Source organism: Streptomyces sp. NPDC059003 (assembly GCF_042740445.1).
Taxonomy (GTDB): domain Bacteria; phylum Actinomycetota; class Actinomycetes; order Streptomycetales; family Streptomycetaceae; genus Streptomyces.
In genome coordinates this window covers 44,334-64,692 of record NZ_JBHYJH010000035.1, presented here as the reverse complement: position 1 = coordinate 64,692, position 20,359 = coordinate 44,334, and the positions used below count along the sequence as shown (strand labels likewise).

Below are 20,359 nucleotides of genomic sequence, written 5' to 3'. Positions count from 1 at the left end.
CTCGACGATCACGAGGTCGTACGGCGCGGAGTCCACGAAATGCTCACCGTGGAGTCCGACATCGAAGTGGTCGGCGAGGCGGGTACGGCGGCGGACGCGCTGGTCCGCATCCCGGCCACCCGGCCGGACGTCGCGGTCCTCGACGTGCGCCTTCCCGACGGCAGCGGAGTCGAGGTCTGCCGCGAGATCCGCTCGCAGGACGACTCCATCAAATGCCTGATGCTGACCTCGTTCGCCGACGACGAGGCCCTCTTCGACGCCATCATGGCGGGCGCCTCCGGCTATGTCCTCAAGGCCATCCGCGGCAATGAACTCCTCACGGCGGTACGCGATGTCGCCGCCGGGAAGTCCCTGCTCGACCCGGTCGCCACGGCCCGCGTCCTGGAGCGCCTGCGCGACGGCAACAGCGCCAAGGGCGACGACCGCCTCGCCAACCTCACCGAGCAGGAGCGCAAGATCCTCGACCTGATCGGCGAGGGCCTCACCAACCGCGTCATCGGCGAGCGCCTCCACCTCGCCGAGAAGACGATCAAGAACTACGTCTCCAGCCTGCTGTCCAAGCTCGGCATGGAGCGCCGTTCGCAGGCGGCGGCGTACGTGGCCCGGATGCAGGCCGAGCGGCGCTGATCCGGGACTTACGTCCCGCCCTTCCGGGGCGGGCGGCTCTTTTCGCGCACGCGCGCGTGCCGCACCGTAGGAGGATGCCCTCCGACTGCGACCGAGACCTCGCCTTCGCGCTGCTCCGGCGTACCGAGTACGGCCGGGTGGCCACCAGCATGCGCGCGCTGCCGTTCCTCGCCGCGGCCCGGCACGCCGTCACCGACGACCGCATCCTGCTGCGCATGCACCGCGGCTTCGGCTACCACCACGCGTGCGTGGGCAGCGTCATCGCCTACGGGGCGGACAACTTGGGCACCACGACGGCCGACGAGGGCCAGTGGACGGTCCAGTTGGTGGGCCTGTGCGAGGCCATCGAGCCGACGGAGATGGAACGCTCCCTGTTCGGCCCGTCCCCCGACTACGTGGACGGCGAACCGTACGACCCGGTGTACATGCGCATAGAGCCCCAGACGGCAACGGTCCACACCCTCAGCACGGCCCGCGAGCGCGACCTCCAGCACGCCCGCTAAAAGCCGCCCCCCGCTGTGGGCAATCGTCCCGCAGGGCGGGACGGGTGGGCACAGCGGGACCCCGCAACGCCGGGCAACGCACTCTCGGTACGCAAGCCCCGGCGCCGGGCGCGCTGTACGCACGTCAGCCCAGACGCCGGGTACCCAGCAAACGGGCCTCAGCTCTCGCCGGACCCCTCGCCACCCTCGGTGTCCCCACCGTTCCCCCCGTCATCCGGCGGCGAAGCCGGATCGGTCGGATCCGTAGGCGGATCGGTCGGATCGGTCGGCGGGTCCGTCGGATCGGTCGGCGGATCGGTCGGATCCGTGGGCGGATCGGTCGGCTTGGTCGGCTGATCCGTCGGCCGCGTCGGCTGCTGGGTCTGCTGCGTGGGCTGCCGCGTGTAGTCGGTGTTCCCCTGACCCCCGGTCCCCGCACCCGGCTCCGTCGACCCGTCGGACGTCTCCTCGTCCTTGGTCTTGCTGGGCTTCTTCTCCTGGGACTGCTTCGTGGACGGCGTCTTCGAGGGACCGCCGTCCTTGCCGCCCTTGTCGTCGCCCCCGGACAGCGCGAACGCGACACCCACCGCGATGGCGATGACCGCGAGCACGGCGAGGATCCACATCCGGCCGCGCCGCCCGCCGCCCCCGTCCCCGTGGCCGCCGTCGAAGCCGCCGTCGTCGCCGCCCGGAGGCCGCAGCATGGGGCTCGGGATCTGCTGGGTGCCGCTGTCCCCGGGGTGCGGCATCGCGGCCGTACCCGCCATGCCCATGGCCGGGGTGTGCGCGCCCTCGTGCCCGTGGACCGTCTCCACCGGGCCGGTGTTCCAGGTCCCCGTGTGGCTGCCCTGCTCGGCGAGCATCTGAAGCCCGTACTGCACCAGGCCGCGCATCTCCTCGGCGGTCTGGAAGCGGTCGTCGGGGTCCTTGGCGAGCGACCGCATGACGAGCCCGTCGAGCTCCGGCGGCGCCGCGTCGGACACCTCGGACGGCGGCACGGGCGTGTCCTGGACGTGCTGGTAGACCACGGAGAGCGGCGTCTCACCGGTGAACGGCGGCCGCAGCGCGAGCAGCTCGTACAGGAGGCAACCCGTCGCGTACAGGTCGGACCGGTGGTCGACGGCCTTGCCGAGCGCCTGCTCGGGCGACAGGTACTGCGGCGTGCCCATGACCATGCCGGTCTGCGTCATCGTCGTGGACGCCCCGTGCAGGGCGCGGGCGATGCCGAAGTCCATCACCTTCACCGCGCCGGTGTTGGTGATCGACACGTTCGCCGGCTTGATGTCGCGGTGCACGATGCCGTGCTGGTGCGAGTAGGCGAGCGCCTCCAGGACGCCGGACACGATGATCAGCGCCTGCTCGGGCCCGGGGGCCTCGGCGTTGATCAGCAGATCGCGGATGGTGCGGCCCTCGACCAGCTCCATCACGATGTAGGGGACGGAGTTCCCGCCGATGAAGTCCTCGCCGGAGTCGTAGACCCCGACGACGGCGTGGTGGTTCAGACCGGCGACCGACTGTGCCTCACGCGTGAAGCGGGCCTTGGACACCGGGTCCTCGGCGAGGTCGGCGCGGAGCAGCTTGACCGCGACCGTACGCCCCAGGCGTACGTCCTCGGCGGCGAACACCTCGGCCATGCCACCGCGGCCGAGCCGGTGGGTCAGGCGGTACCTGCCGTCTCCGACAAGTCCGTTGTTCCCCCACATCTCGGGCACGTCTGACATACCGCCGCCAGTCGCCTCGGGGTCGGACGGGCCCTGAGCGCGCTGCGTCTGTGCCATCAGTCCTCGCCGTCGTTTCTGATCGTGGGTACGTCGTGTACCGGATACGTGGTCGGGGGGTAAGAGGGGTACGTGGTACTCCGCCGTGCCACGCTACAGCCTTCTCGCGGCACGCCGGTCCGACGTGGACCGGCCATCAAACCCGCCAGGCGCCCCATGGGGCAAACTTGTAACGCTTCCGAGACGCTTCTTGCGCGTACGGTCACGGAACGGGCACCGAGCTTGACGTGTCGGGGCCCTCGGGCAGACTTGGCCAGGAATAGCGGATCGATCACTGTCGTCAAGACGTCTTCGGTCGCACCCATAGCCACAGTCACAGCCGCGGCGCCGTCTCGCGTCCGCGCCGATGGGGGACGCACGACATGAGCCAGGACGGCGCTCAGGGCCGGTACGCGGGCAGTTCACTGGCCGGCGGCCGCTATCAGCTGCGCGATCTGCTCGGTGAGGGCGGCATGGCTTCGGTGCACCTCGCCTATGACACGGTCCTCGACCGCCATGTCGCGATCAAGACACTCCACACGGAGCTGGGCCGCGAGCAGTCCTTCCGCGAGCGCTTCCGCCGCGAGGCCCAGTCCGTGGCCAAGCTCACGCACACGAACATCGTGTCGGTCTTCGACACCGGCGAAGACGATCTTGGCGGCGCCACCATGCCGTACATCGTCATGGAGTACGTGGAGGGCAAGCCCCTCGGCTCCGTCCTGGACGCCGCGATCCGCCAGCAGGGCGCGATGCCCACCGACCAGGCGCTCAAGATCACCGCGGATGTCCTCGCGGCCCTGGAGATCAGCCACGAGATGGGCCTGGTCCACCGCGACATCAAGCCGGGCAACGTGATGATGACGAAGCGGAACGTCGTCAAGGTCATGGACTTCGGCATCGCCCGCGCCATGCAGTCCGGCGTCACGTCCATGACCCAGACCGGCATGGTCGTCGGCACCCCCCAGTACCTCTCGCCCGAGCAGGCCCTCGGCCGCGGCGTCGACGCCCGCTCGGACCTGTACTCGGTCGGCATCATGCTGTTCCAGCTGGTGACGGGGCGGCTCCCCTTCGAGGCGGACTCGCCGCTCGCGATCGCGTACGCGCACGTCCAGGAGGAGCCGGTCGCTCCCTCCTCGATCAACCGTTCCCTTCCGCCCGCGATCGACGCGCTCGTCGCCCGCGCGCTGAAGAAGAACCCGAACGAGCGTTTCCCGACCGCCGAGGCGATGCGCGACGAGTGCCTGCGCGTCGCCCAGTCGTTCCAGGCGGCGGCGCCCAGCATCGTGCCGGGCGCGCAGACGGCCAGCGGCGCGGGCGTCGGCTCCGCCGTCTTCCCGCCGGTCGACTCGTCGGCGCCGCAGGGCGCGGGCAGCGTCCAGACGCCGTACCAGCCGGGCCCGTACGGCAACCCGACCCCGGCCCCGCAGGCGGGGTACGGCTACCCGCAGCAGGGCTACGCGACCCCGGCGCCGACGAACGCGTACGCCCCGGCACCCCAGGCGGCCCACACCCCGGCCCCGTACACCATCTCCCCGCAGCCGGGCACGACCGCGTCGCCCGGCGGCGGCTCCGGCGGCTCCAGCGGCGGCAAGCGGAACATGCCGGTGATCATCGGCTCGATCGTCGTCGCCCTGCTCGCCATCGGTGGCCTGATCATGGCGCTCCAGCTGGGCGGCGGGGACGACGACGGCGGCGCCAAGGACCCGAAGAAGCCGGTGGCCGGGCACCGTGGCCCCGACCGCACGCGCACGGTCGAGAAGACCATGTGCACGGAGCCGGACACGGCCACCAACGACGAGAACAAGATCAAGATGCCGGACTTCGCCTTCAAGGACTGGCGGTCGGTCCTGTCCTGCCTCCAGGCGGCCGGCTGGCAGTACGACAAGAACAAGGTCGACGAGAACACGTACGGCGAGGACACGGTCATGCGGACCCTGCCGAAGGCCGGGGACGACGTCGACCCGAAGAACGTGGAGATCCAGTTCGACATCTCCACCGGCAACCCGTCCTGAACTTTCTGATCTCTCCGGTCACACTTGCGGCGGCCCGGCCGTCATAGGAGTGACAAGCCGAGCGGCACAGAGGAGAACGGTCATGCAGGCGCGAATGAAGAACCCGGCGTTCGTCCTTCCCGACGGGATGAAGGGCATCGGCAGCATCATGAAGGCCATCGCCGAGAGCGGCCTTCCGCAGGAGCTGCAGGAGATCGTCGGCCTGCGGGCCAGCCAGATCAACGGATGCAGCGCCTGCATCCACGGCCACACGCAGAACCTGGTCAAGGCCGGGGCGGGCATCGAGCGGATCGCCGCGGTGGCGGCCTGGCGCGAGGCGCCGTTCTTCACGGACGCCGAGCGCGCCGCGCTCGCCCTCGCGGAGGTTGCCACGCGCCTCGCGGACCGCTCCACGCAGGCCGTGTCCGACGAGCTCTGGGACGAGGTCGCCGACCACTTCGACGAGAAGGAGCTGTCCGCCCTGATCCTCGTCATCGCGGTGACGAACATGTTCAACCGCATCAACGCCACGATTCAGGAGCCCGCGGGCACCACGTGGGGCTGAGCGGGGCCGCTCACCGAAGGGGCCCGGTACGCACTGTGCGTACCGGGCCCCTTGGTGCTCCGGTGGAAGGCCTATGTAGTGCTCCGGTGGGAGACCTGTGGCAGGTCTAGAGGTACGGGCCTCCGGTGCGGCCCGCCACGCCGCCGTCCTCGTCGTCCTCGTGGCCGCCCACGCCCGGGGGCAGCGCGCGGCGCATCTGCTCCAGCTGGGCCCGCGCGGCCATCTGCTGGGCGAACAGCGTCGTCTGGATCCCGTGGAAGAGGCCCTCGAGCCAGCCCACCAACTGGGCCTGCGCGATGCGCAGCTCCGCGTCGCTCGGCGTGGTCTCGTCGGTGAACGGCAGCGACAGGCGCTCCAGCTCCTCGACGAGCTCGGGCGCGAGCCCGTCCTCCAGCTCCTTCACCGAGCTGGCGTGGATCTCCTTGAGGCGCACCCGGCTCGCCTCGTCCAGAGGTGCCGCGCGCACTTCCTCCAAGAGCTGCTTGATCATGCTGCCGATGCGCATGACCTTCGCCGGCTGTTCGACCATGTCCGTCACCGGGACCTCGCGGGCGTCGTCGTCGCCTCCGCCGCCGAGCGCCATTCCGTCCTGGCCGACGACCAGGACCTGTGGGTTCTCCGGCGACCTTTCGTTCCTCGGCATCTCCATGCCGCCATTCTCTCGCACCCGTTGCTCACACATCCGTGGTGCCCCCGTTCGGTCGTGATCCACCGTGTACGGGGGCGTGCGCCGTGTCCATCGGACCCGGCGGGACGTGCCGGGTCCCCCGGCGCGGTCCGTGCCGGGTCACCCCCGGCGCAGGCGCAGGCCGAGGAAGCCGATGCCCAGTCCGGTCAGGGCCAGGCCCACGCCGAGCGGCAGGACGCGCAGACCGGGGATGGGCGGGCCGGTCGCCGTCTGCCCGCGCACGGGCTCGGCGGCGTCCGCGGCGGGGGGCGGCGTGTGCTCGGGGCGCTCCGGAGGGGGCGGGGGCGGCAGCGGGCGCCAGGCCCGCGGGTCGGGCACGGCGAGCGGCTCGGCCCGCCCCGGCCGCGGCCGCCCCTCACCGGCACGGCTCCCGGCGAGGGACACGCCGTCGTAGTACGCGGCCGAGGGGTCGGGGGACGGTTCGGCGGCGTACGCCGGACGCGGGGCGAACAGCACCACGAGCAGCACCACCGCCACACGCGGGGCACGACGCACCCATGAAGACACCGCGGACCCCCTCAAGATCACGGCAGTCCAGCCAGCGTCACACGCCAGGCCTCATCCGGCATCTCGGAGCAACCTGACATTCCAGCCCGTCGGGCAACGATCCAGCCCGTCCGGCGTTTGAGGACGAGGCGCGAAGCGCCGATAAAAGCGGGATCCCAGGGGCGGCAGCCCCTGGTTTCGGAGAAGGGGCGGGCCTGGGGCGCCCAGCGAGGGACACCCACCCGCACCCCTACACGGCGAGCAACACCTTCCCCATATGCCCACCCTCCTCCAGCACGCGATGCGCAGCCCCCGCATCCCGCACAGCAAGCACCCGATCAACCACCGGCCGCACCGCTCCCGCCCCCACCAACGGCCACACATGCTCCCGCACCGCAGCAATGATCGAGGCCTTCTCGGCCACGGGCCGAGCCCGCAACGACGTCGCGGTGATGGCACCCCGCTTGCGCAGCAGCGCGGAGATGTCCAGCTCGCCCTTCACGCCCCCCTGCATCCCGATGATCGCGAGCCGCCCACTGACGGCGAGCGACCGCACGTTCCGGTCCAGATACTTCGCCCCCATGATGTCCAGGATCACGTCGGCCCCCGCCCCGTCCGTGGCCCGCCGGATCTCCTCGACGAAGTCCTGCTCGCGGTAGTCGATGAGCACGTCGGCACCGAGGTCACCGCAGAACGCCAGCTTCTCCTTGCCGCCCGCCGTCACCGCCACCTTGGCGCCGACGGCCTTGGCGAGCTGGATCGCCATGGTGCCGATGCCGCTGGCCCCGCCGTGCACGAGCAGCGTCTCGCCGGGGCGCAGATGGGCCACCATGAACACGTTCGACCAGACCGTGGCCGTGACCTCCGGCAGCGCCGCCGCCGTGACGAGGTCGACGCCGTCGGGCACCGGAAGCAGCTGCCCCGCGGGCACGGCGACCTTCTCCGCGTACCCGCCGCCCGCGAGCAGCGCGCACACCTCGTCGCCGACCGCCCAGCCCGCGACGCCGGGGCCGAGCGCGGCGATCCGGCCGGAACACTCCAGGCCGGGGTACGGGGACGCGCCGGGCGGCGGGTCGTAGAAGCCCTGCCGCTGCAGCAGATCGGCGCGGTTCACGGCGCTGGCGGCCACCTCGACGAGGACCTCGCCCTCGCCGGGCACGGGATCGGGGACCTCGGCCCACTGAAGCGCCTCGGGACCGCCGGGTTCGGGGATCGTGATCGCATGCATGCGGGCGAGGCTACTCCCGGGCGCCGCGATGGACCCCGTGACCGGCCTGGCCGAGCCTGGCCGGACCTGCCGCCCCAGGCCAGGCCTGCCAGGCCTGCCAGGCCTGCCGGACCTGCCGGACCTGCCGGACCCGCCGGACCCGCCGGACCTCAGCGACCCGGAGACTGCCATGCCGGGCCCGCAGCCCGAAGCCGTCGTCAGTCGGCGGGCCTGGCCGCCCTCCGCGGCTCGACCCCCGCCGCCTCCGCGCTCGGCGAGGCCCGCACGATGGTGATCAGACGGTCCGTCAACTGCAGTTCGCCGAGCGCCGGATCGTCGTACGCCAGGAGCCGATGGCCGCGTACGACGCTGACGACCAGGTCGTCCGTCTCGCGCACCCCCCGGCCCGCCTCGGCCTTTATCACCGGCCGCTCGACGAGGTCGAGGCCGCTGCCCTGCTGGATCAGGTCCTCCATGACCAGGCCCGCGCTGGGGCTGAGCACCGAGAGACCGAGCAGCCGGCCCGCCGCGCTCGCGCTGGTGATGACCGCGTCGGCGCCGGACTGGCGCAGCAGCGGCGCGTTCTCCTCCTCACGCACCGCCGCCACGATCTTCGCCCCGCGGTTGAGCTGGCGCGCGGTGAGCGTGACCAGGACGGCCGTGTCGTCGCGCTGGGTCGCGATGATGATCTGCCGGGCCCGCTGCAGCTCGGCCCGCAGCAGTACGTCGCTGCGGGTCGCGTCGCCGACGACGCCCGCGTAGCCCTCCGCCGTGGCCGCGTCGACGACCTTCGAGCTCGGGTCGACGACCACGATCTGCTCGGGCTTCAGACCGGTCGCCCGCACGGTCTGGACCGCGGACCGGCCCTTGGTGCCGAAGCCGACGACGACGGTGTGGTCACGCAAGTTGGACCTCCAGCGGTTGAGCCGCCACTCCTCGCGGGTGCGTTCCGTCAGCACTTCGAGCGTGGTGCCGACCAGGATGATCAGAAAGAGCACGCGCAGCGGCGTGATCAGGAAGATGTTGGAGAGCCGCGCGCTGTCGCTGTGCGGGACGATGTCGCCGTATCCGGTGGTGGAGAGCGTCACGGTGGCGTAGTACGAGGCGTCGAGGAAGTCGATCGTCCCGTTCGCGTTGTCGTGGTAGCCGTCGCGGTCCAGCCACACGATGAGGATCGTCAGGCCGAGCACGACCAAGGCCATCAGGAGCCGCTTGCCGACCTGGAGGAGCGGTCGCTCGACCACGCGTCGGGGCAGTTTGACCCGATGTGTCACCAGATGTTCGTCGGCTTGGCGCGCGATCGCGTCATGGCCGGGCAGTTTCACGTGAAACACACCTCGCTGTCGAAGCCGCCCGAACCGCCCGAACCGCTGCCCAACTCGCCGTGGAGTCCGCCCGGTTCGGTCCAGGGCAGGTCGAGGATCTCCAGCTCCTGCCCCCGCCGCGCGCCGCCGGGCGGCACCACCGCGAGCCCGTCGGCGACGGCGATACCGCGCAGCATCGCCGGGCCGTTGTAGTGCAGCGGCACCGCGTGCTCGCCCCGCAGGGCGACCGGGACGAGCCGGGTGTCGCGCGGATGGCCGTGTACGTCGTCCCGCAGGGGCGCGGTGTACGGCTCGGCGGGGACGCGGCCCGCGAGCCTGCGCAGCAGGGGCTCGGCCAGGGTCAGCAGACCGGAGACGGCGGCGAGGGGGTTGCCGGGGAGGCCTACGAGGTGGCGGGGTGGTGGGGCGGTTTCGGCGGACGCGGACGCGGCCGATGCCGCGGCATCGGCATCGGCTTCGGCGGGCAGGGCAGCGCCGTCGGCGGGCAGCCGGGCCAGCAGCATCGGGTGGCCGGGGCGTACCGCGACCCCGTCGACGAGCAGTTCGGCGCCGACGCGGCGCAGCGTGGGGTGAACGTGGTCGACCGGGCCGGACGCGGTGCCTCCGGTCGTCACGACCAGGTCCGCGGTGGACTGCGACAGGGCCTCGTACAGGGCCTCGGCGTCGTCACCGAGGCGACGGACAGCCGTCACGTCCGCGCCGAGCGCGCGCAGCCAGGGCGGCAGCATCGGGCCGAGCGCATCCCGGATGCGGCCCTCCTGGGGCAGGCCCTCGGTGAGCAACTCATCGCCCAGGACGAGGACTTCGACGGTGGGACGCGGGGCCACGGGCAGCGCGTCGTACCCGGCGGCCGCGGCGATGCCGAGCACCGCCGGGGTCACCAGGGTGCCGGACGGCAGCAGTTGCTCGCCCGTGCGGCACTCCTGGGCGCGCGGCCGGATGTCCTGCCCCGGCACGACGTCGCGCTGGGCGTGCAGCTGGTGCTTGTCGTCCACGCGCGCGTGCTCGCTGCGGACGACGGCGGTGGTGTCCGGCGGGACCCGGGCACCCGTCGCGATCCGCACCGCCTCACCGTCCCCCAGCGGCTCGGGACGCTCCTGCCCGGCGAGTACACCGCCGGTCTGCACCGCCCAGGGACCCGGGCCCGCGACGGCCCAGCCGTCCATCGCGGAGGTGTCGAAGGAGGGCAGGTCGGTGAGGGCGGTCAGCGGGGCCGTGAGGGTGCGGCCCAGGGCGCTGGGGAGGGGGGTGGGGTCGGCCGCGCGGGCCCTGCGGGATGCGGCAGCCCCGGCGGCGGCCCCGGCCCGCCCGGCGGTGGCGCGGGCTTCGGGCCAGGGGGTGGCGGGGTGGGAGTGCTTGGAGTGGGAGGGGGTGGCGTGGGACGGCGTGGAGTCGGACGGGGTGGAGCCGGACGGGGTGGAGCCGGACGGGGTGGCGTGGGGGGCGGATGGGGCCAGGGAGGCTTTGGAGGCTTTGGAGGCTTCGGAGGACCTGGCGGCGGCGGGGATGCCGGGGCTGCCTTCCTCGGGACCTCGCCCTCCGCAGCCTCCACCTCCGCCTCCTCCGCCGTCGGCATGGGCTTGGGCGTGGGCGGCCTGGTCGTCGCGGTGGGGGTGGTCGGCGTGGGCGGGGCGGGCCTCGTTCGCCAGGGCGAGGGCCTCGTCGAGCTCGTCGGCCGGGTGGCGCGCGTTCACTGGTCTTTGCCCTGATCCTTGCCTTCGCCCGCACCTGCGCCTTCGTCGGCCCAGCGAGCCGCGAGTGCGGCAGCCTTGCGCGCGGCTTCCGCGACGGCCTCAGGACCGCCCCCCGCTCCGGCCTGCGCCGCCGCGTACCCGACGAGGAAGGTGGTCAGCGGCGCCGCGGGCCGGGCAACGCCGTGGGCGGCGTCACGGGCGAGGTCGAGCAGGATGCCGGTGTCGACGTCGAGTTCGATGCCCAGTTCGTCCTTGACTGCGGAAATCCATTCAGACAGCACACGCCCATGCTCTCTGATCCGCGCCCGGGCCGCGGCGATGTCGTCCCAGGTGTCGCAGTCGAACGCGGCGAGGGGATCGGCGAGCCGGGCCAGGGTGAGCCGCGAGGTGAGCAGCCGCAGGGGGAGCCCGGCGAGACCGCCCCCGCGGTCGTCCTCGGCGGCGAGCCGCGCGAGTTCCCTGCGCAGGGCCTCGCTTCGGTACGCAGCGACGAGGGGCTGGTCCCGGCCCTCGGGGTCGGTCAGCACCGCGCCGTCGACGTCGGCCGCGCGCACCGCGGCGACGAGGCCGCGTACGGTCCGCTCCCGCAGGAACGGCAGGTCGGCGGAGAGCACCACGACCAGTTCGGCGGGCGCCCGGCGCAGCCCGGCGTCGAGCGCGGCGAGCGGACCGCCGCCCGCGGGCTCCTCGCGCGCCCACACCACGGGCCGCCCGGTGGGCCGGGGCGCGGCGACGACGACGGTGGTCCCGGCGCCGGAGCAGGCCGCGAGGACGTGGTCGAGCAGGGCGCGGCCGCCCACGCGCACGCCGGGCTTGTCCGCGCCGCCGAGCCGCGCCGCCCGGCCACCGGCGAGCACGACGGCATCGAACGCGACGGCGTCGAACGCGACGGCACCTGGGCCCGCGCCCTGCTCCGTGCCCGCGTCGGGGGCGCTGTGCGAGGTCATCCCCCGAGTATGGGCGCACGGGATGTCAGTGCCACCCCCGTGGGCACCGCATGCCCCGTCTGCGGAGTGGTGTCACACCTTCCGCAGCAGCACCGCGGGCTGCTCCACGCAGTCCGCGACGAACCGCAGGAAACCGCCCGCCGTGCCCCCGTCGCACACCCGGTGGTCAAACGTGAGCGACAGCTGGACGACCTGCCGCACCGCCAACTCCCCCTGATGCACCCATGGCTTGGCGACGATCCGGCCGACGCCCAGCATGGCCGCCTCGGGGTGGTTGATGATCGGCGTGGAGCCGTCGACCCCGAACACGCCGTAGTTGTTCAACGTGAACGTGGACCCGGTGAGTTCCCGCGGCGTCAGCGTTCCGGCCCGCGCCGCCTCCGAGAGGCGCCCGAACTCGGCGCTCAGCGACTCCGTGTCGCGCGCGTGGGCGTCCCGCACGACGGGCACGACGAGTCCGCGGTCGGTCTGCGCGGCGAAGCCGAGGTGCACCTCGTCGAGCTGGACGACTTCGCGTGCCTCCACGTCCACCGTGGAGTTGAGCTCCGGGTAGCGGGCGAGGGCGGCGGTGCAGACGCGGGCGAGCAGCGCGAGGAGGGACACCTTGGGGCCGCCGGCCGCGTTCATCGCCACGCGCGCGTGCATCAGTTCCGTCGCGTCGGCGTCGACCCAGCAGGTGGCGTCCGGTATCTCGCGGCGGCTGCGGGCCAGCTTGTCGGCGACGGCGCCCCGGACACCGCGCAGCGGAATCCTCGTACCGCCGCCGGAGGGAGCCACGCGCTCCCCGGCCGCGGGGGTCGCGACGGGCTCGGCCACGGCGGTCACCGTGGTCCGCGAGGCCCGCATCGCGCCCTCGACGTCGGCCCGAAGGATCAGCCCTTCAGGACCGGAGCCCGCCAACTCCCGCAGGTCCACATCGTTTTCCCGGGCCAGCTTGCGTACGAGGGGGGAGATGACCGGCACCGGCCCGTCCCCGCGCGCGGGAACCCGCCCCGGATCAGCCGCCTCGGACTCCGCCTCCCCGAAGCCCGCCGAACCAGGACCCGTCGAACCGGGGGCTGTCGAACCGGGGGCTGTCGAACCCGGACCTGTTGCCCCGGAGCCCGCCGAACCGGCTCCCGTCGCCCCGGAGCCTGACGCCCCCGAGCCCGATGCCCCGGACGTCAACACCCCGGACACCGGCTCCCCGGCCCCCTGTGCACCAGCCCCCCGCACCCCGGCGCCCACGCCAGGCCCCCGCACCCGACGCCGCCGCGCAGGTGCCGCCGCCGTGCCGTACCCGACGAGCACGTTCCCCGACGACTCGTCCCCGCCCGGCGCCAGGGACGCGCCGTCACCCGTGGCGGGCGCTCCGACGGCGACCGTCAACAGCGGTGCCCCCACGGGAAGTTCCGTGCCCTCCTCTCCGAAGCGGGCGGTGATGACCCCCGCGTACGGGCACGGCACCTCGACCATCGCCTTGGCCGTCTCCACCTCGACGACGGGCTGGTCGACCTCGACGACGTCGCCGACCTGCACGAGCCACCGGGTGATCTCCGCCTCGGTGAGCCCTTCGCCGAGGTCGGGCAGCTTGAACTCCAGGACCTGCGCCATCAGCTCCCCGCCTCCCACTGCAGCCGCGCCACGGCGTCCAGGATGCGGTCGACGCCGGGCAGATGGTGGCGCTCCAGCATCGGCGGCGGATAGGGGATGTCGAATCCGGCGACCCGCAGCACCGGCGCCTCCAGGTGGTGGAAACAGCGCTCGGTGACCCGCGCGACGATCTCCCCGCCGGGCCCGCCGAACCCGCCCGACTCGTGCACGACGACCGCGCGCCCCGTGCGCCGCACCGACGCGGCCACCGTCGCGTCGTCGAACGGCACGAGCGAGCGCAGGTCGACGACTTCGAGGTCCCAGCCCTCGGCGCGCGCGGCCTCCGCGGCCTCCAGGCAGACGGGCACGGACGGGCCGTACGTGATCAGCGTGGCGCTGCGCCCGCTGCGCCGCACCACCGCCCTGCCGATGGGCGCCACGGCCTCCGGAGCGTCCGGGTTCCACTCGGCCTTGGACCAGTAGAGCCGCTTCGGCTCCAGGAAGACGACCGGGTCGTCGGAGGCGATGGACGCCCGCAGCAGGCCGTAGGCGTCGGCGACGGTGGCGGGCGTGACGACGTGCAGGCCGGGCGTCGCCATGTAGTACGCCTCGGAGGAGTCGCTGTGGTGCTCGACGCCGCCGATCCCGCCGCCGTACGGCACGCGGATGGTGATCGGCAGGGGCATCGCGCCCCTGGTGCGGTTGCGCATGCGCGCCACGTGCGAGATCAGCTGCTCGAAGGCGGGGTACGCGAACGCGTCGAACTGCATCTCGACGACGGGCCGGAGCCCGTACATCGCCATGCCGACCGCCGTCCCCAGGATGCCCGCCTCCGCGAGCGGCGTGTCCGTGCAGCGGTCGTCGCCGAACTCCGCGGCGAGCCCGTCGGTGACCCGGAAGACCCCGCCGAGCGTGCCGACGTCCTCGCCGAGCACGTGCACCGAGGGGTCGTCGGCGAGGGCGTCGCGCAGGGCGCGGCCGAGGGCCTGCCCCATGGTGGCCGGTTTCACGGCGACAGTGGTCATCGGTGCGCTCCGTCCGGCTCGTGCTCGCCCTCGGCTTCGAGCTCGGCCCGCAACTGCTCGGCCTGCTCGCGCAGATGCGAGGTCTGCTCCGCGTACACGTGCGTGAACAGGTCCATGGGGTCGAGGAGGGGGTCCTGGTTCATCCGCTCCCTCAGGTCCGCGGCCATCGCCTCGGCGTCCTCGCGCACCACGCGCGCGTGGTCGTCGTCGAGGAGGCCGCGCGCGGTCAACTCGCGCTCCAGGAGCAGGATCGGGTCGTGGGCGCGCCACGCCTCGACCTCCTCGTCCTGGCGGTAGCGCGTGGCGTCGTCGGCGTTCGTGTGCGCGTCCATGCGGTAGGTCACCGCCTCGATGAGGGTGGGGCCGCCGCCCTCACGGGCGCGGCTCACGGCCTCGCCGATCACCTCGTGCAGCGCGAGGGCGTCGTTGCCATCGACCAGGCGGCCCGGCATGCCGTACCCGACGGCCTTGTGCGCGAGGGACGGTGCGGCCGTCTGCTTGGCGAGCGGCACGGAGATCGCGAAGCCGTTGTTCTGCACCAGGAAGACCGCGGGCGCCTGCCAGACCGCCGCGAAGTTCAGCGCTTCGTGGAAGTCGCCCTCGCTGGTGCCGCCGTCACCGACCATGGCGAGCGCGACCACGTCGTCGCCCTTGAGGCGCGCGGCGTGCGCGAGGCCCACAGCGTGCGGCAGCTGGGTGGCGAGCGGGGTGCACAGGGGCGCTATGCGGTACTCGCGCGGGTCGTACCCGGTGTGCCAGTCGCCGCGCAGCAGGGTGAGGGCGCGCACCGGGTCGAGGCCGCGGGCGACCGCGGCGAGCGTGTCCCGGTAGCTGGGAAAGAGCCAGTCCCGCTCCTCCAGAGCGAGCGCGGCGGCGATCTCGCACGCCTCCTGGCCGGCGCTCGACGGGTAGACGGCGAGCCTGCCCTGCTTGGTGAGGGCCGTCGCCTGCGTGTTGTAGCGGCGTCCGCGGACCAGCTCGGCGTGGAGTCGCAGGAGCAGCTCCGGGGCCGCCTTCGCGGCCGCCTCGGTGCCGAGCACGCGGTACGGCTCCGCGTCCGGCAGCAGCGGAGCGGGGTCGGTCCTGAACTGCCATGCAGGGGGCGGGGCGGGCCGATAAGCGCCCCGCTGCTCCATGACCGTCATGACGGCACCTCCTGAGGGATCCTGAGGGAAGCTGTCTCCTCGTGGGAGCGGCAACAGAGGCGCGGCGATGTGATGCGCCTCACCTACCGATTGTTCGGTCGTCGGCACATTTTGGCTACAGGCACCTCCAGGCTGTGGACAAACGGTTCTCCACAGCCTGGGATGGACGCATTACGTCCATGGTAAGGAGGCGGGGGGACATGGCATCTGAACGAATGGCCGACAGGCAGGACGGCGACCGGCCGGAACCGCCGCCGCGCCCGCTGGACGCCATAGACCGCGACATCCTGCAGATCCTGCACACGGACGGTCGCGCCTCGATACGGTCCGTGGCGGAGCGCGTCCACGTGTCGCGGGCCAACGCCTACGCGCGGATCAACCGCCTCATCGAGGACCGCGTGATCCGCGGCTTCGGCGCCCGCATCAACCACGAACGCGCCGGTCAGGGCGCGTCGGCGTACATCACCCTGAAGATCGTCCAGAACACCTGGCGCACGGTCCGCGAGCAGCTGCGCACCCTGCCGGGCGCCGCCCACATCGCCCTGGTCAGCGGCGACTTCGACGTACTGCTCCTGGTGCACACGCCGGACAACCGCGCGCTGCGCGAGCTGGTGCTCACCCGTCTCCAGGCCATGCCGGAGGTGCTCAGCACGCGCACGCTGCTCGTCTTCGAGGAGGACGACCTGGAGACGGAGAGCTGAGCCCCGCCTCCGCCGTTCAGCGGGCCGTGCGGCCGGTGCCGTCCGTGGGGTCCGTGCCGTCCGTGGGGTCCGTGCCGACCGTGCCGACCGTGCCGACCGGCAGGGTCAGCGGTCCTTGCGCAGCCCGGCGAAGGCCAGCTGCACGACGGCGTCGGCGACCTCCGTCGCGTTCGCGGCACCCCGGCTGTCCGGCCGGTACCACTCCACGATGGAGTTGATCATTCCGAAGAGCAGCCGGGTGGCGAGGCGCAGTTCGACGTCCGAGCGCAGATCGCCGTCCGCGACGGCCTCCTTGAGCAGCTCGGCGACCTCGTAGTCGAACTCCCTGCGCCGGTCCATCGCCCACCGCTCGGTGTCGGTGTTGCCGCGCACCCGCAGCAGCAGCGTCACATAGGGCAGTTCGCAGACCAGGACCTCAACCGTGCGGCGCGTGACGTGCTCCAGGCGGTCCACCGCCCTGCCCACGCGCGCGTGCTCCTCGGTGAGGACGGCGAACAGGCCGTCGAGGGCGCGGCTCACCGCGCGCTGCAGCAGCTCCTCCTTGCCCGCGACATGGTGGTAGATCGAGGACTTGGAGATACCGGCCGCCTTGGAGAGGTGCTCCATGGACGTGCCGTCGTAGCCGCGCTCGTTGAAGACCCGCACGGCGACCTCGAGGAGGGTCTCCGGGGTGTACGTGTCGCGCCGTGCCGTGGTCATGCGTGCTCCTCCCGCGCGGCCGCGCGGCGCAGCGCCAGTGAGGGGGCGTAGCGCCCCGTGCCGTACTCGCCGTTCATGTCGTCGAGGGCGCAGGCCACCCAGTGGGCGGTCAGGTCCCGGCCCCAGGCGAGGGGTCCGCGCGGGTAGTTGACGCCCAGGCGCATGGCGGTGTCGATGTCGTCGGCGCTCGCCACGCCACGGGCGACGGCGTCGAGGGCGAAGTCGACGAGCATGAACACCGTGCGGGCGACGATCATCCCCGGGGTCTGTCCGATGACGCTGACCTTCTTGCCGAGCGCCTGGAAGAGGCCGACCGCCTCTGTGAGCTGCCGCTCGCTCGCCCTGCTGGACGGGGCGAGGGCGATCCGGGTCGCGGTCCGGTAGTCGAGGGCCAGGTCGAACTGGATCAGGGGTTCCGCGGCGGCGAGATCCGGCGCCTGGCCGTCGGCCAGGGCGAGCAGCGCGCCGCTGGGAAGCCTGATCCAGCCGGTGAGCGGGGCGCTCGGGTCGTCCCCGCGCTCGACCCGGATTCCGGCCTCCTCGATCAGATCGACCAGTACGCGTGTGTGGACCAGGTCGCCGGAGACCGTGACCGCGTCCGGGGCGTCGGCGGGCTCGGCGGTGTGCGGCTCGGCCTTCGGGGCGCCGTCGCCGTACGCGTACCAGCCGTGCCCGGTCTTGCGGCCGAGGCGGCGCGACTCGACGAGGCGGCGCTGGGCGAGGGACGGCGCGAACTTGGGGTCCTGGAAGAACGATTCCCACACCGAGCGCGTGACGGCCTCGTTCACGTCCTGCCCGATGAGGTCGGTGAGCTCGAAGGGGCCCATCCGGAAGCCCCCGCACTCGCGCAGGACGGCGTCGATGGTGGCCGGGTCGGCGACGCCCTCCTCGTACACCCGCAGCGCCTCGGCGTAGAAGGGGCGGGCGATGCGGTTGACGATGAACCCGGGGGTGTCGGCGCTGCGCACCGGTGTCTTGCCCCAGGCCTCGGCGGTGTCGTACGCGCGCGTGGCGGCCGCCGCGTCCGTCGCGAAGCCGCTGACGACCTCGACGAGGGGCAGCAGCGGCGCGGGGTTGAAGAAGTGCAGCCCGACGAGGCGCCCGGGCCTGGTCAGCGCACCGGCGACGGCGGTCACGGACAGGGACGAGGTGTTCGTGGCCAGCAGGCAGTCCTCGGCGACGACCTCCTCCAGGTCCTGGAACAGCTGCTGCTTGACGTCCAGTTGCTCGATGACGGCCTCGATGACGAGCCCGCAGCCGGCGAGCTCGGCGAGGCTCTCGGCGACCTGGAGGCGCCGGGCCGCCGCGGCACGGGCGTCCGCGTCGAGCCTGCCCTTCTCCACGAGCCGGTCCAGGCGGGCGGTGATCGCGGCGGCCGCCGTCTTCGCGAGGCCGGGCACGGCGTCGTACAGCCGCACCGGATGGCCCGCCACCAGCGCGACCTGGGCGATGCCCTGGCCCATGGTGCCGGCGCCGACCACGGCGACGGGGCTGCTGAGCTCGAGTGCTGTCATGCTCGCGATCCTCCCGCACAGGAGTGTCGGCCAGGGGCCCGGGGTGGCCGGAGGGGTTGTCCACAGCAAGGTTTTCCACAGCTTCGGCAGACCCCCTTGTCCCGACCGATCGTTCGGTTACTCTAGCTCTGTCCAGCTTTTCCCGCACTGCCCCTGCCCAGCCGCCGGCTCGAAGGAGAGCTGGCTCGACGAGGAGTTGGTCCGTCATGGCCGCCGAACTCACCGCGCACCAGCTGATCGCCAAGCACCGGCCCACCCTTGACCAGGCCCTGGAAGCCATCAGCACGCGCGCGTACTGGTCGCCCCACCCCGAGCACCCCAAGGCCTACGGGGAGAACGGCAGCCTGAGCCTGCCCGAAGGCAAGGCCGCCTTCGAAGCCCTCCTGAACAGCCGCTTCGACCTCGACCAGCCGGGCACGGACGACTGGACGGGCGCCGAAGTCTCCCCCTTCGGCCCCGAGTTGGGCATCACGTATCCGCACCCGGACGTGGACGCGCTGCTGCCCGCGATGCGCGCCGGACTGCGCGCCTGGCGCGACGCGGGCGCCGAAGTGCGCGCCGCGGTCTGCCTGGAGATCCTGTCCCGCATCAGCGCGCGGACCCACGAGTTCGCGCACGCGGTCATGCACACCAGCGGCCAGGCCTTCATGATGGCGTTCCAGGCGGGCGGCCCCCACGCCCAGGACCGCGGCCTGGAAGCAGTGGCGTACGCGTACGCGGAGCAGGCCCGCACCCCCGGCGCCGCGGAGTGGACCAAGCCCCAGGGCAAGCGTGACCCGCTGGTCCTCGACAAGCGCTTCACGCCGGTCGGCCGCGGCATCGCGCTCCTGATCGGCTGCAACACCTTCCCGACGTGGAACGGCTACCCGGGCCTGTTCGCCTCCCTGGCCACGGGCAACGCGGTCCTGGTCAAGCCGCACCCGCGCGCGGTGCTGCCGCTCGCCCTGACCGTGCGGGTGGCCCGCGAGGCCCTCGCCGAGGCCGGCTTCGACCCGAACCTGGTGGCGCTGGCCGCCGAGCGCCCCGGGGAGGGCATCGCCAAGACCCTCGCCGTCCGCCCCGAAGTCAAGATCATCGACTACACGGGCTCGACGGCCTTCGGCGACTGGCTGGAGACCAACGCCCGCCAGGCCCAGGTCTACACGGAGAAGGCCGGCGTCAACACGGTCGTCATCGAGTCGACCGACAACTACAAGGGCATGCTGTCGAACCTGGCCTTCTCCCTGTCGCTGTACAGCGGCCAGATGTGCACGACCCCGCAGAACCTGCTGATCCCCCGCGAGGGCATCACGACGGACGCGGGCGAGAAGTCCTACGACGAGGTGGTGTCGGACCTCGCGGGCGCGGTGAACGGCCTGCTCGGTGACGACGCCCGGGCCAACGGCGTCCTGGGCGCGCTGGTCAACCCGGACGTGAAGGCCCGCCTGGACGCCGCGCCCGGCATCGGCGAAGTCGCCCTGCCCTCACGGGAGATCACCAACCCGGAGTTCCCGGACGCCGTGGTGCGCACGCCGGTGATCGTGAAGCTGGACGGGGCGAAGCCGGACGCCGAGGCGGCGTACTTGAGCGAGTGCTTCGGCCCGGTGTCGTTCGCCGTCGCCGTGGACTCCGCCGGGGACGCCGTGAAGCTGCTGCGGCGCACGGTGCGCGAGAAGGGCGCGATGACCGTCGGCGCGTACACCACCTCCCAGGAGGTGGCCACGGCGATCGAGGAGACCTGCCTGGAGGAGAGCGCCCAGCTGTCGCTGAACCTGACGGGTGGCGTGTATGTGAACCAGACGGCTGCGTTCTCGGACTTCCACGGCTCGGGCGGCAACCCGGCGGCGAACGCCGCGCTGTGCGACAGCGCGTTCGTCGCCAACCGCTTCCGGGTGGTGGAGATCCGCCGGGAGGTGTAGGCCGGCGCCCCCTCGGGGCAGCGGTCCCTCGGGAAC

18 protein-coding genes are annotated in these 20,359 nt (G+C 72.7%); 6 read left to right on the top strand and 12 right to left on the bottom strand.

Annotated elements, in window-relative coordinates; all coding sequences use genetic code 11:
* Together ACFWZ5_RS15950 and ACFWZ5_RS15945 are read left to right on the top strand one after the other, a co-directional pair.
* On the top strand, positions 1 to 627 hold a 627-nt coding region (locus tag ACFWZ5_RS15950), incomplete at its 5' end, for a response regulator (protein WP_384890767.1).
* A 74-nt stretch (positions 628 to 701) separates the two neighbouring features.
* The gene (locus ACFWZ5_RS15945; RefSeq protein WP_384790285.1) at positions 702 to 1,130 is read left to right on the top strand and encodes a pyridoxamine 5'-phosphate oxidase family protein; all 429 of its coding nucleotides are present in this window, start codon (positions 702 to 704) and stop codon (positions 1,128 to 1,130) included.
* A gap of 158 nt (positions 1,131 to 1,288) precedes the next feature.
* Here ACFWZ5_RS15945 and ACFWZ5_RS15940 read toward each other — a convergent pair whose 3' ends face one another.
* Positions 1,289 to 2,887, bottom strand: a complete 1,599-nt coding sequence (locus ACFWZ5_RS15940) for a protein kinase (protein ID WP_384790282.1) — start codon at positions 2,885 to 2,887, stop codon at positions 1,289 to 1,291.
* A 362-nt stretch (positions 2,888 to 3,249) separates the two neighbouring features.
* Between ACFWZ5_RS15940 and ACFWZ5_RS15935 the strand changes: the two genes are divergently transcribed.
* Both ACFWZ5_RS15935 and ACFWZ5_RS15930 read left to right on the top strand, forming a co-directional pair.
* The gene (locus ACFWZ5_RS15935) at positions 3,250 to 4,878 is read left to right on the top strand and encodes a protein kinase (protein WP_384790279.1); all 1,629 of its coding nucleotides are present in this window, start codon (positions 3,250 to 3,252) and stop codon (positions 4,876 to 4,878) included.
* 82 nt (positions 4,879 to 4,960) lie between these two features.
* Positions 4,961 to 5,422, top strand: coding sequence for a carboxymuconolactone decarboxylase family protein (locus ACFWZ5_RS15930; protein ID WP_384790276.1), 462 nt, complete (start codon positions 4,961 to 4,963; stop codon positions 5,420 to 5,422).
* 106 nt (positions 5,423 to 5,528) lie between these two features.
* Here the strand turns inward: ACFWZ5_RS15930 and ACFWZ5_RS15925 are convergent, their stop codons facing one another.
* The 9 genes from ACFWZ5_RS15925 to pdhA form a co-directional block, all read right to left on the bottom strand.
* On the bottom strand, positions 5,529 to 6,071 hold the full coding sequence (locus tag ACFWZ5_RS15925) for a bacterial proteasome activator family protein (RefSeq protein WP_384790273.1): 543 nt from the start codon (positions 6,069 to 6,071) through the stop codon (positions 5,529 to 5,531).
* A 138-nt stretch (positions 6,072 to 6,209) separates the two neighbouring features.
* Positions 6,210 to 6,617: a hypothetical protein gene (locus ACFWZ5_RS15920; protein ID WP_384790270.1), complete on the bottom strand. Its 408-nt coding sequence runs from the start codon at positions 6,615 to 6,617 to the stop codon at positions 6,210 to 6,212.
* 229 nt (positions 6,618 to 6,846) lie between these two features.
* On the bottom strand, positions 6,847 to 7,824 hold the full coding sequence (locus tag ACFWZ5_RS15915; RefSeq protein ID WP_384790268.1) for an NAD(P)H-quinone oxidoreductase: 978 nt from the start codon (positions 7,822 to 7,824) through the stop codon (positions 6,847 to 6,849).
* Positions 7,825 to 8,021: 197 nt separating this feature from the next.
* Positions 8,022 to 9,128, bottom strand: a complete 1,107-nt coding sequence (locus tag ACFWZ5_RS15910) for a potassium channel family protein (protein ID WP_384790265.1) — start codon at positions 9,126 to 9,128, stop codon at positions 8,022 to 8,024.
* On the bottom strand, positions 9,125 to 10,585 hold the full coding sequence (locus ACFWZ5_RS15905) for a molybdopterin molybdotransferase MoeA (protein ID WP_384790337.1): 1,461 nt from the start codon (positions 10,583 to 10,585) through the stop codon (positions 9,125 to 9,127). Before ACFWZ5_RS15905 ends, ACFWZ5_RS15910 begins: the two co-directional genes overlap by 4 nt.
* Positions 10,586 to 10,818: 233 nt before the next feature.
* Positions 10,819 to 11,769, bottom strand: a complete 951-nt coding sequence (locus ACFWZ5_RS15900) for an NTP transferase domain-containing protein (protein WP_384790262.1) — start codon at positions 11,767 to 11,769, stop codon at positions 10,819 to 10,821.
* A gap of 72 nt (positions 11,770 to 11,841) precedes the next feature.
* On the bottom strand, positions 11,842 to 13,362 hold the full coding sequence (locus tag ACFWZ5_RS15895) for a dihydrolipoamide acetyltransferase family protein (RefSeq protein WP_384790259.1): 1,521 nt from the start codon (positions 13,360 to 13,362) through the stop codon (positions 11,842 to 11,844).
* Entirely contained in the window at positions 13,362 to 14,366 is a 1,005-nt protein-coding gene (locus ACFWZ5_RS15890) for an alpha-ketoacid dehydrogenase subunit beta (RefSeq protein WP_384790256.1), read from the bottom strand. Before ACFWZ5_RS15890 ends, ACFWZ5_RS15895 begins: the two co-directional genes overlap by 1 nt.
* Positions 14,363 to 15,511: a pyruvate dehydrogenase (acetyl-transferring) E1 component subunit alpha gene (gene pdhA / locus ACFWZ5_RS15885; RefSeq protein WP_384790253.1), complete on the bottom strand. Its 1,149-nt coding sequence runs from the start codon at positions 15,509 to 15,511 to the stop codon at positions 14,363 to 14,365. The genes ACFWZ5_RS15890 and pdhA overlap by 4 nt, the downstream gene beginning before the upstream one ends.
* Before the next feature lie 215 nt (positions 15,512 to 15,726).
* On the opposite strand from pdhA, the gene ACFWZ5_RS15880 reads away from it, so the two are divergent.
* Positions 15,727 to 16,212, top strand: a complete 486-nt coding sequence (locus ACFWZ5_RS15880; protein WP_384790334.1) for an Lrp/AsnC family transcriptional regulator — start codon at positions 15,727 to 15,729, stop codon at positions 16,210 to 16,212.
* 105 nt (positions 16,213 to 16,317) lie between these two features.
* On the opposite strand, the gene ACFWZ5_RS15875 is transcribed toward ACFWZ5_RS15880, so the two are convergent.
* Complete coding sequence (locus ACFWZ5_RS15875; RefSeq protein ID WP_384790250.1) at positions 16,318 to 16,911, bottom strand: TetR/AcrR family transcriptional regulator; 594 nt, start codon at positions 16,909 to 16,911, stop codon at positions 16,318 to 16,320.
* On the bottom strand, positions 16,908 to 18,425 hold the full coding sequence (locus ACFWZ5_RS15870) for a 3-hydroxyacyl-CoA dehydrogenase (RefSeq protein ID WP_384790247.1): 1,518 nt from the start codon (positions 18,423 to 18,425) through the stop codon (positions 16,908 to 16,910). Before ACFWZ5_RS15870 ends, ACFWZ5_RS15875 begins: the two co-directional genes overlap by 4 nt.
* 206 nt (positions 18,426 to 18,631) lie before the next feature.
* On the opposite strand from ACFWZ5_RS15870, the gene paaN reads away from it, so the two are divergent.
* Complete coding sequence (gene paaN, locus ACFWZ5_RS15865) at positions 18,632 to 20,323, top strand: phenylacetic acid degradation protein PaaN (protein ID WP_384790245.1); 1,692 nt, start codon at positions 18,632 to 18,634, stop codon at positions 20,321 to 20,323.
* The last annotated feature ends 36 nt before the right edge of the window (positions 20,324 to 20,359 follow it).

Coding starts and splice junctions, on each gene's coding strand:
- ACFWZ5_RS15880 (WP_384790334.1), top strand. CDS start 15,727: ATGGCCGACAGGCAGGACGGCGACCGGCCGGAACCGCCGCCGCGCCCG.
- ACFWZ5_RS15940 (WP_384790282.1), bottom strand. CDS start 2,887: ATGGCACAGACGCAGCGCGCTCAGGGCCCGTCCGACCCCGAGGCGACT.
- ACFWZ5_RS15870 (WP_384790247.1), bottom strand. CDS start 18,425: ATGACAGCACTCGAGCTCAGCAGCCCCGTCGCCGTGGTCGGCGCCGGC.
- pdhA (WP_384790253.1), bottom strand. CDS start 15,511: ATGACGGTCATGGAGCAGCGGGGCGCTTATCGGCCCGCCCCGCCCCCT.
- ACFWZ5_RS15925 (WP_384790273.1), bottom strand. CDS start 6,071: ATGGAGATGCCGAGGAACGAAAGGTCGCCGGAGAACCCACAGGTCCTG.
- ACFWZ5_RS15895 (WP_384790259.1), bottom strand. CDS start 13,362: ATGGCGCAGGTCCTGGAGTTCAAGCTGCCCGACCTCGGCGAAGGGCTC.
- ACFWZ5_RS15890 (WP_384790256.1), bottom strand. CDS start 14,366: ATGACCACTGTCGCCGTGAAACCGGCCACCATGGGGCAGGCCCTCGGC.
- ACFWZ5_RS15945 (WP_384790285.1), top strand. CDS start 702: ATGCCCTCCGACTGCGACCGAGACCTCGCCTTCGCGCTGCTCCGGCGT.
- ACFWZ5_RS15875 (WP_384790250.1), bottom strand. CDS start 16,911: ATGACCACGGCACGGCGCGACACGTACACCCCGGAGACCCTCCTCGAG.
- ACFWZ5_RS15935 (WP_384790279.1), top strand. CDS start 3,250: ATGAGCCAGGACGGCGCTCAGGGCCGGTACGCGGGCAGTTCACTGGCC.
- ACFWZ5_RS15900 (WP_384790262.1), bottom strand. CDS start 11,769: ATGACCTCGCACAGCGCCCCCGACGCGGGCACGGAGCAGGGCGCGGGC.
- ACFWZ5_RS15915 (WP_384790268.1), bottom strand. CDS start 7,824: ATGCATGCGATCACGATCCCCGAACCCGGCGGTCCCGAGGCGCTTCAG.
- paaN (WP_384790245.1), top strand. CDS start 18,632: ATGGCCGCCGAACTCACCGCGCACCAGCTGATCGCCAAGCACCGGCCC.
- ACFWZ5_RS15930 (WP_384790276.1), top strand. CDS start 4,961: ATGCAGGCGCGAATGAAGAACCCGGCGTTCGTCCTTCCCGACGGGATG.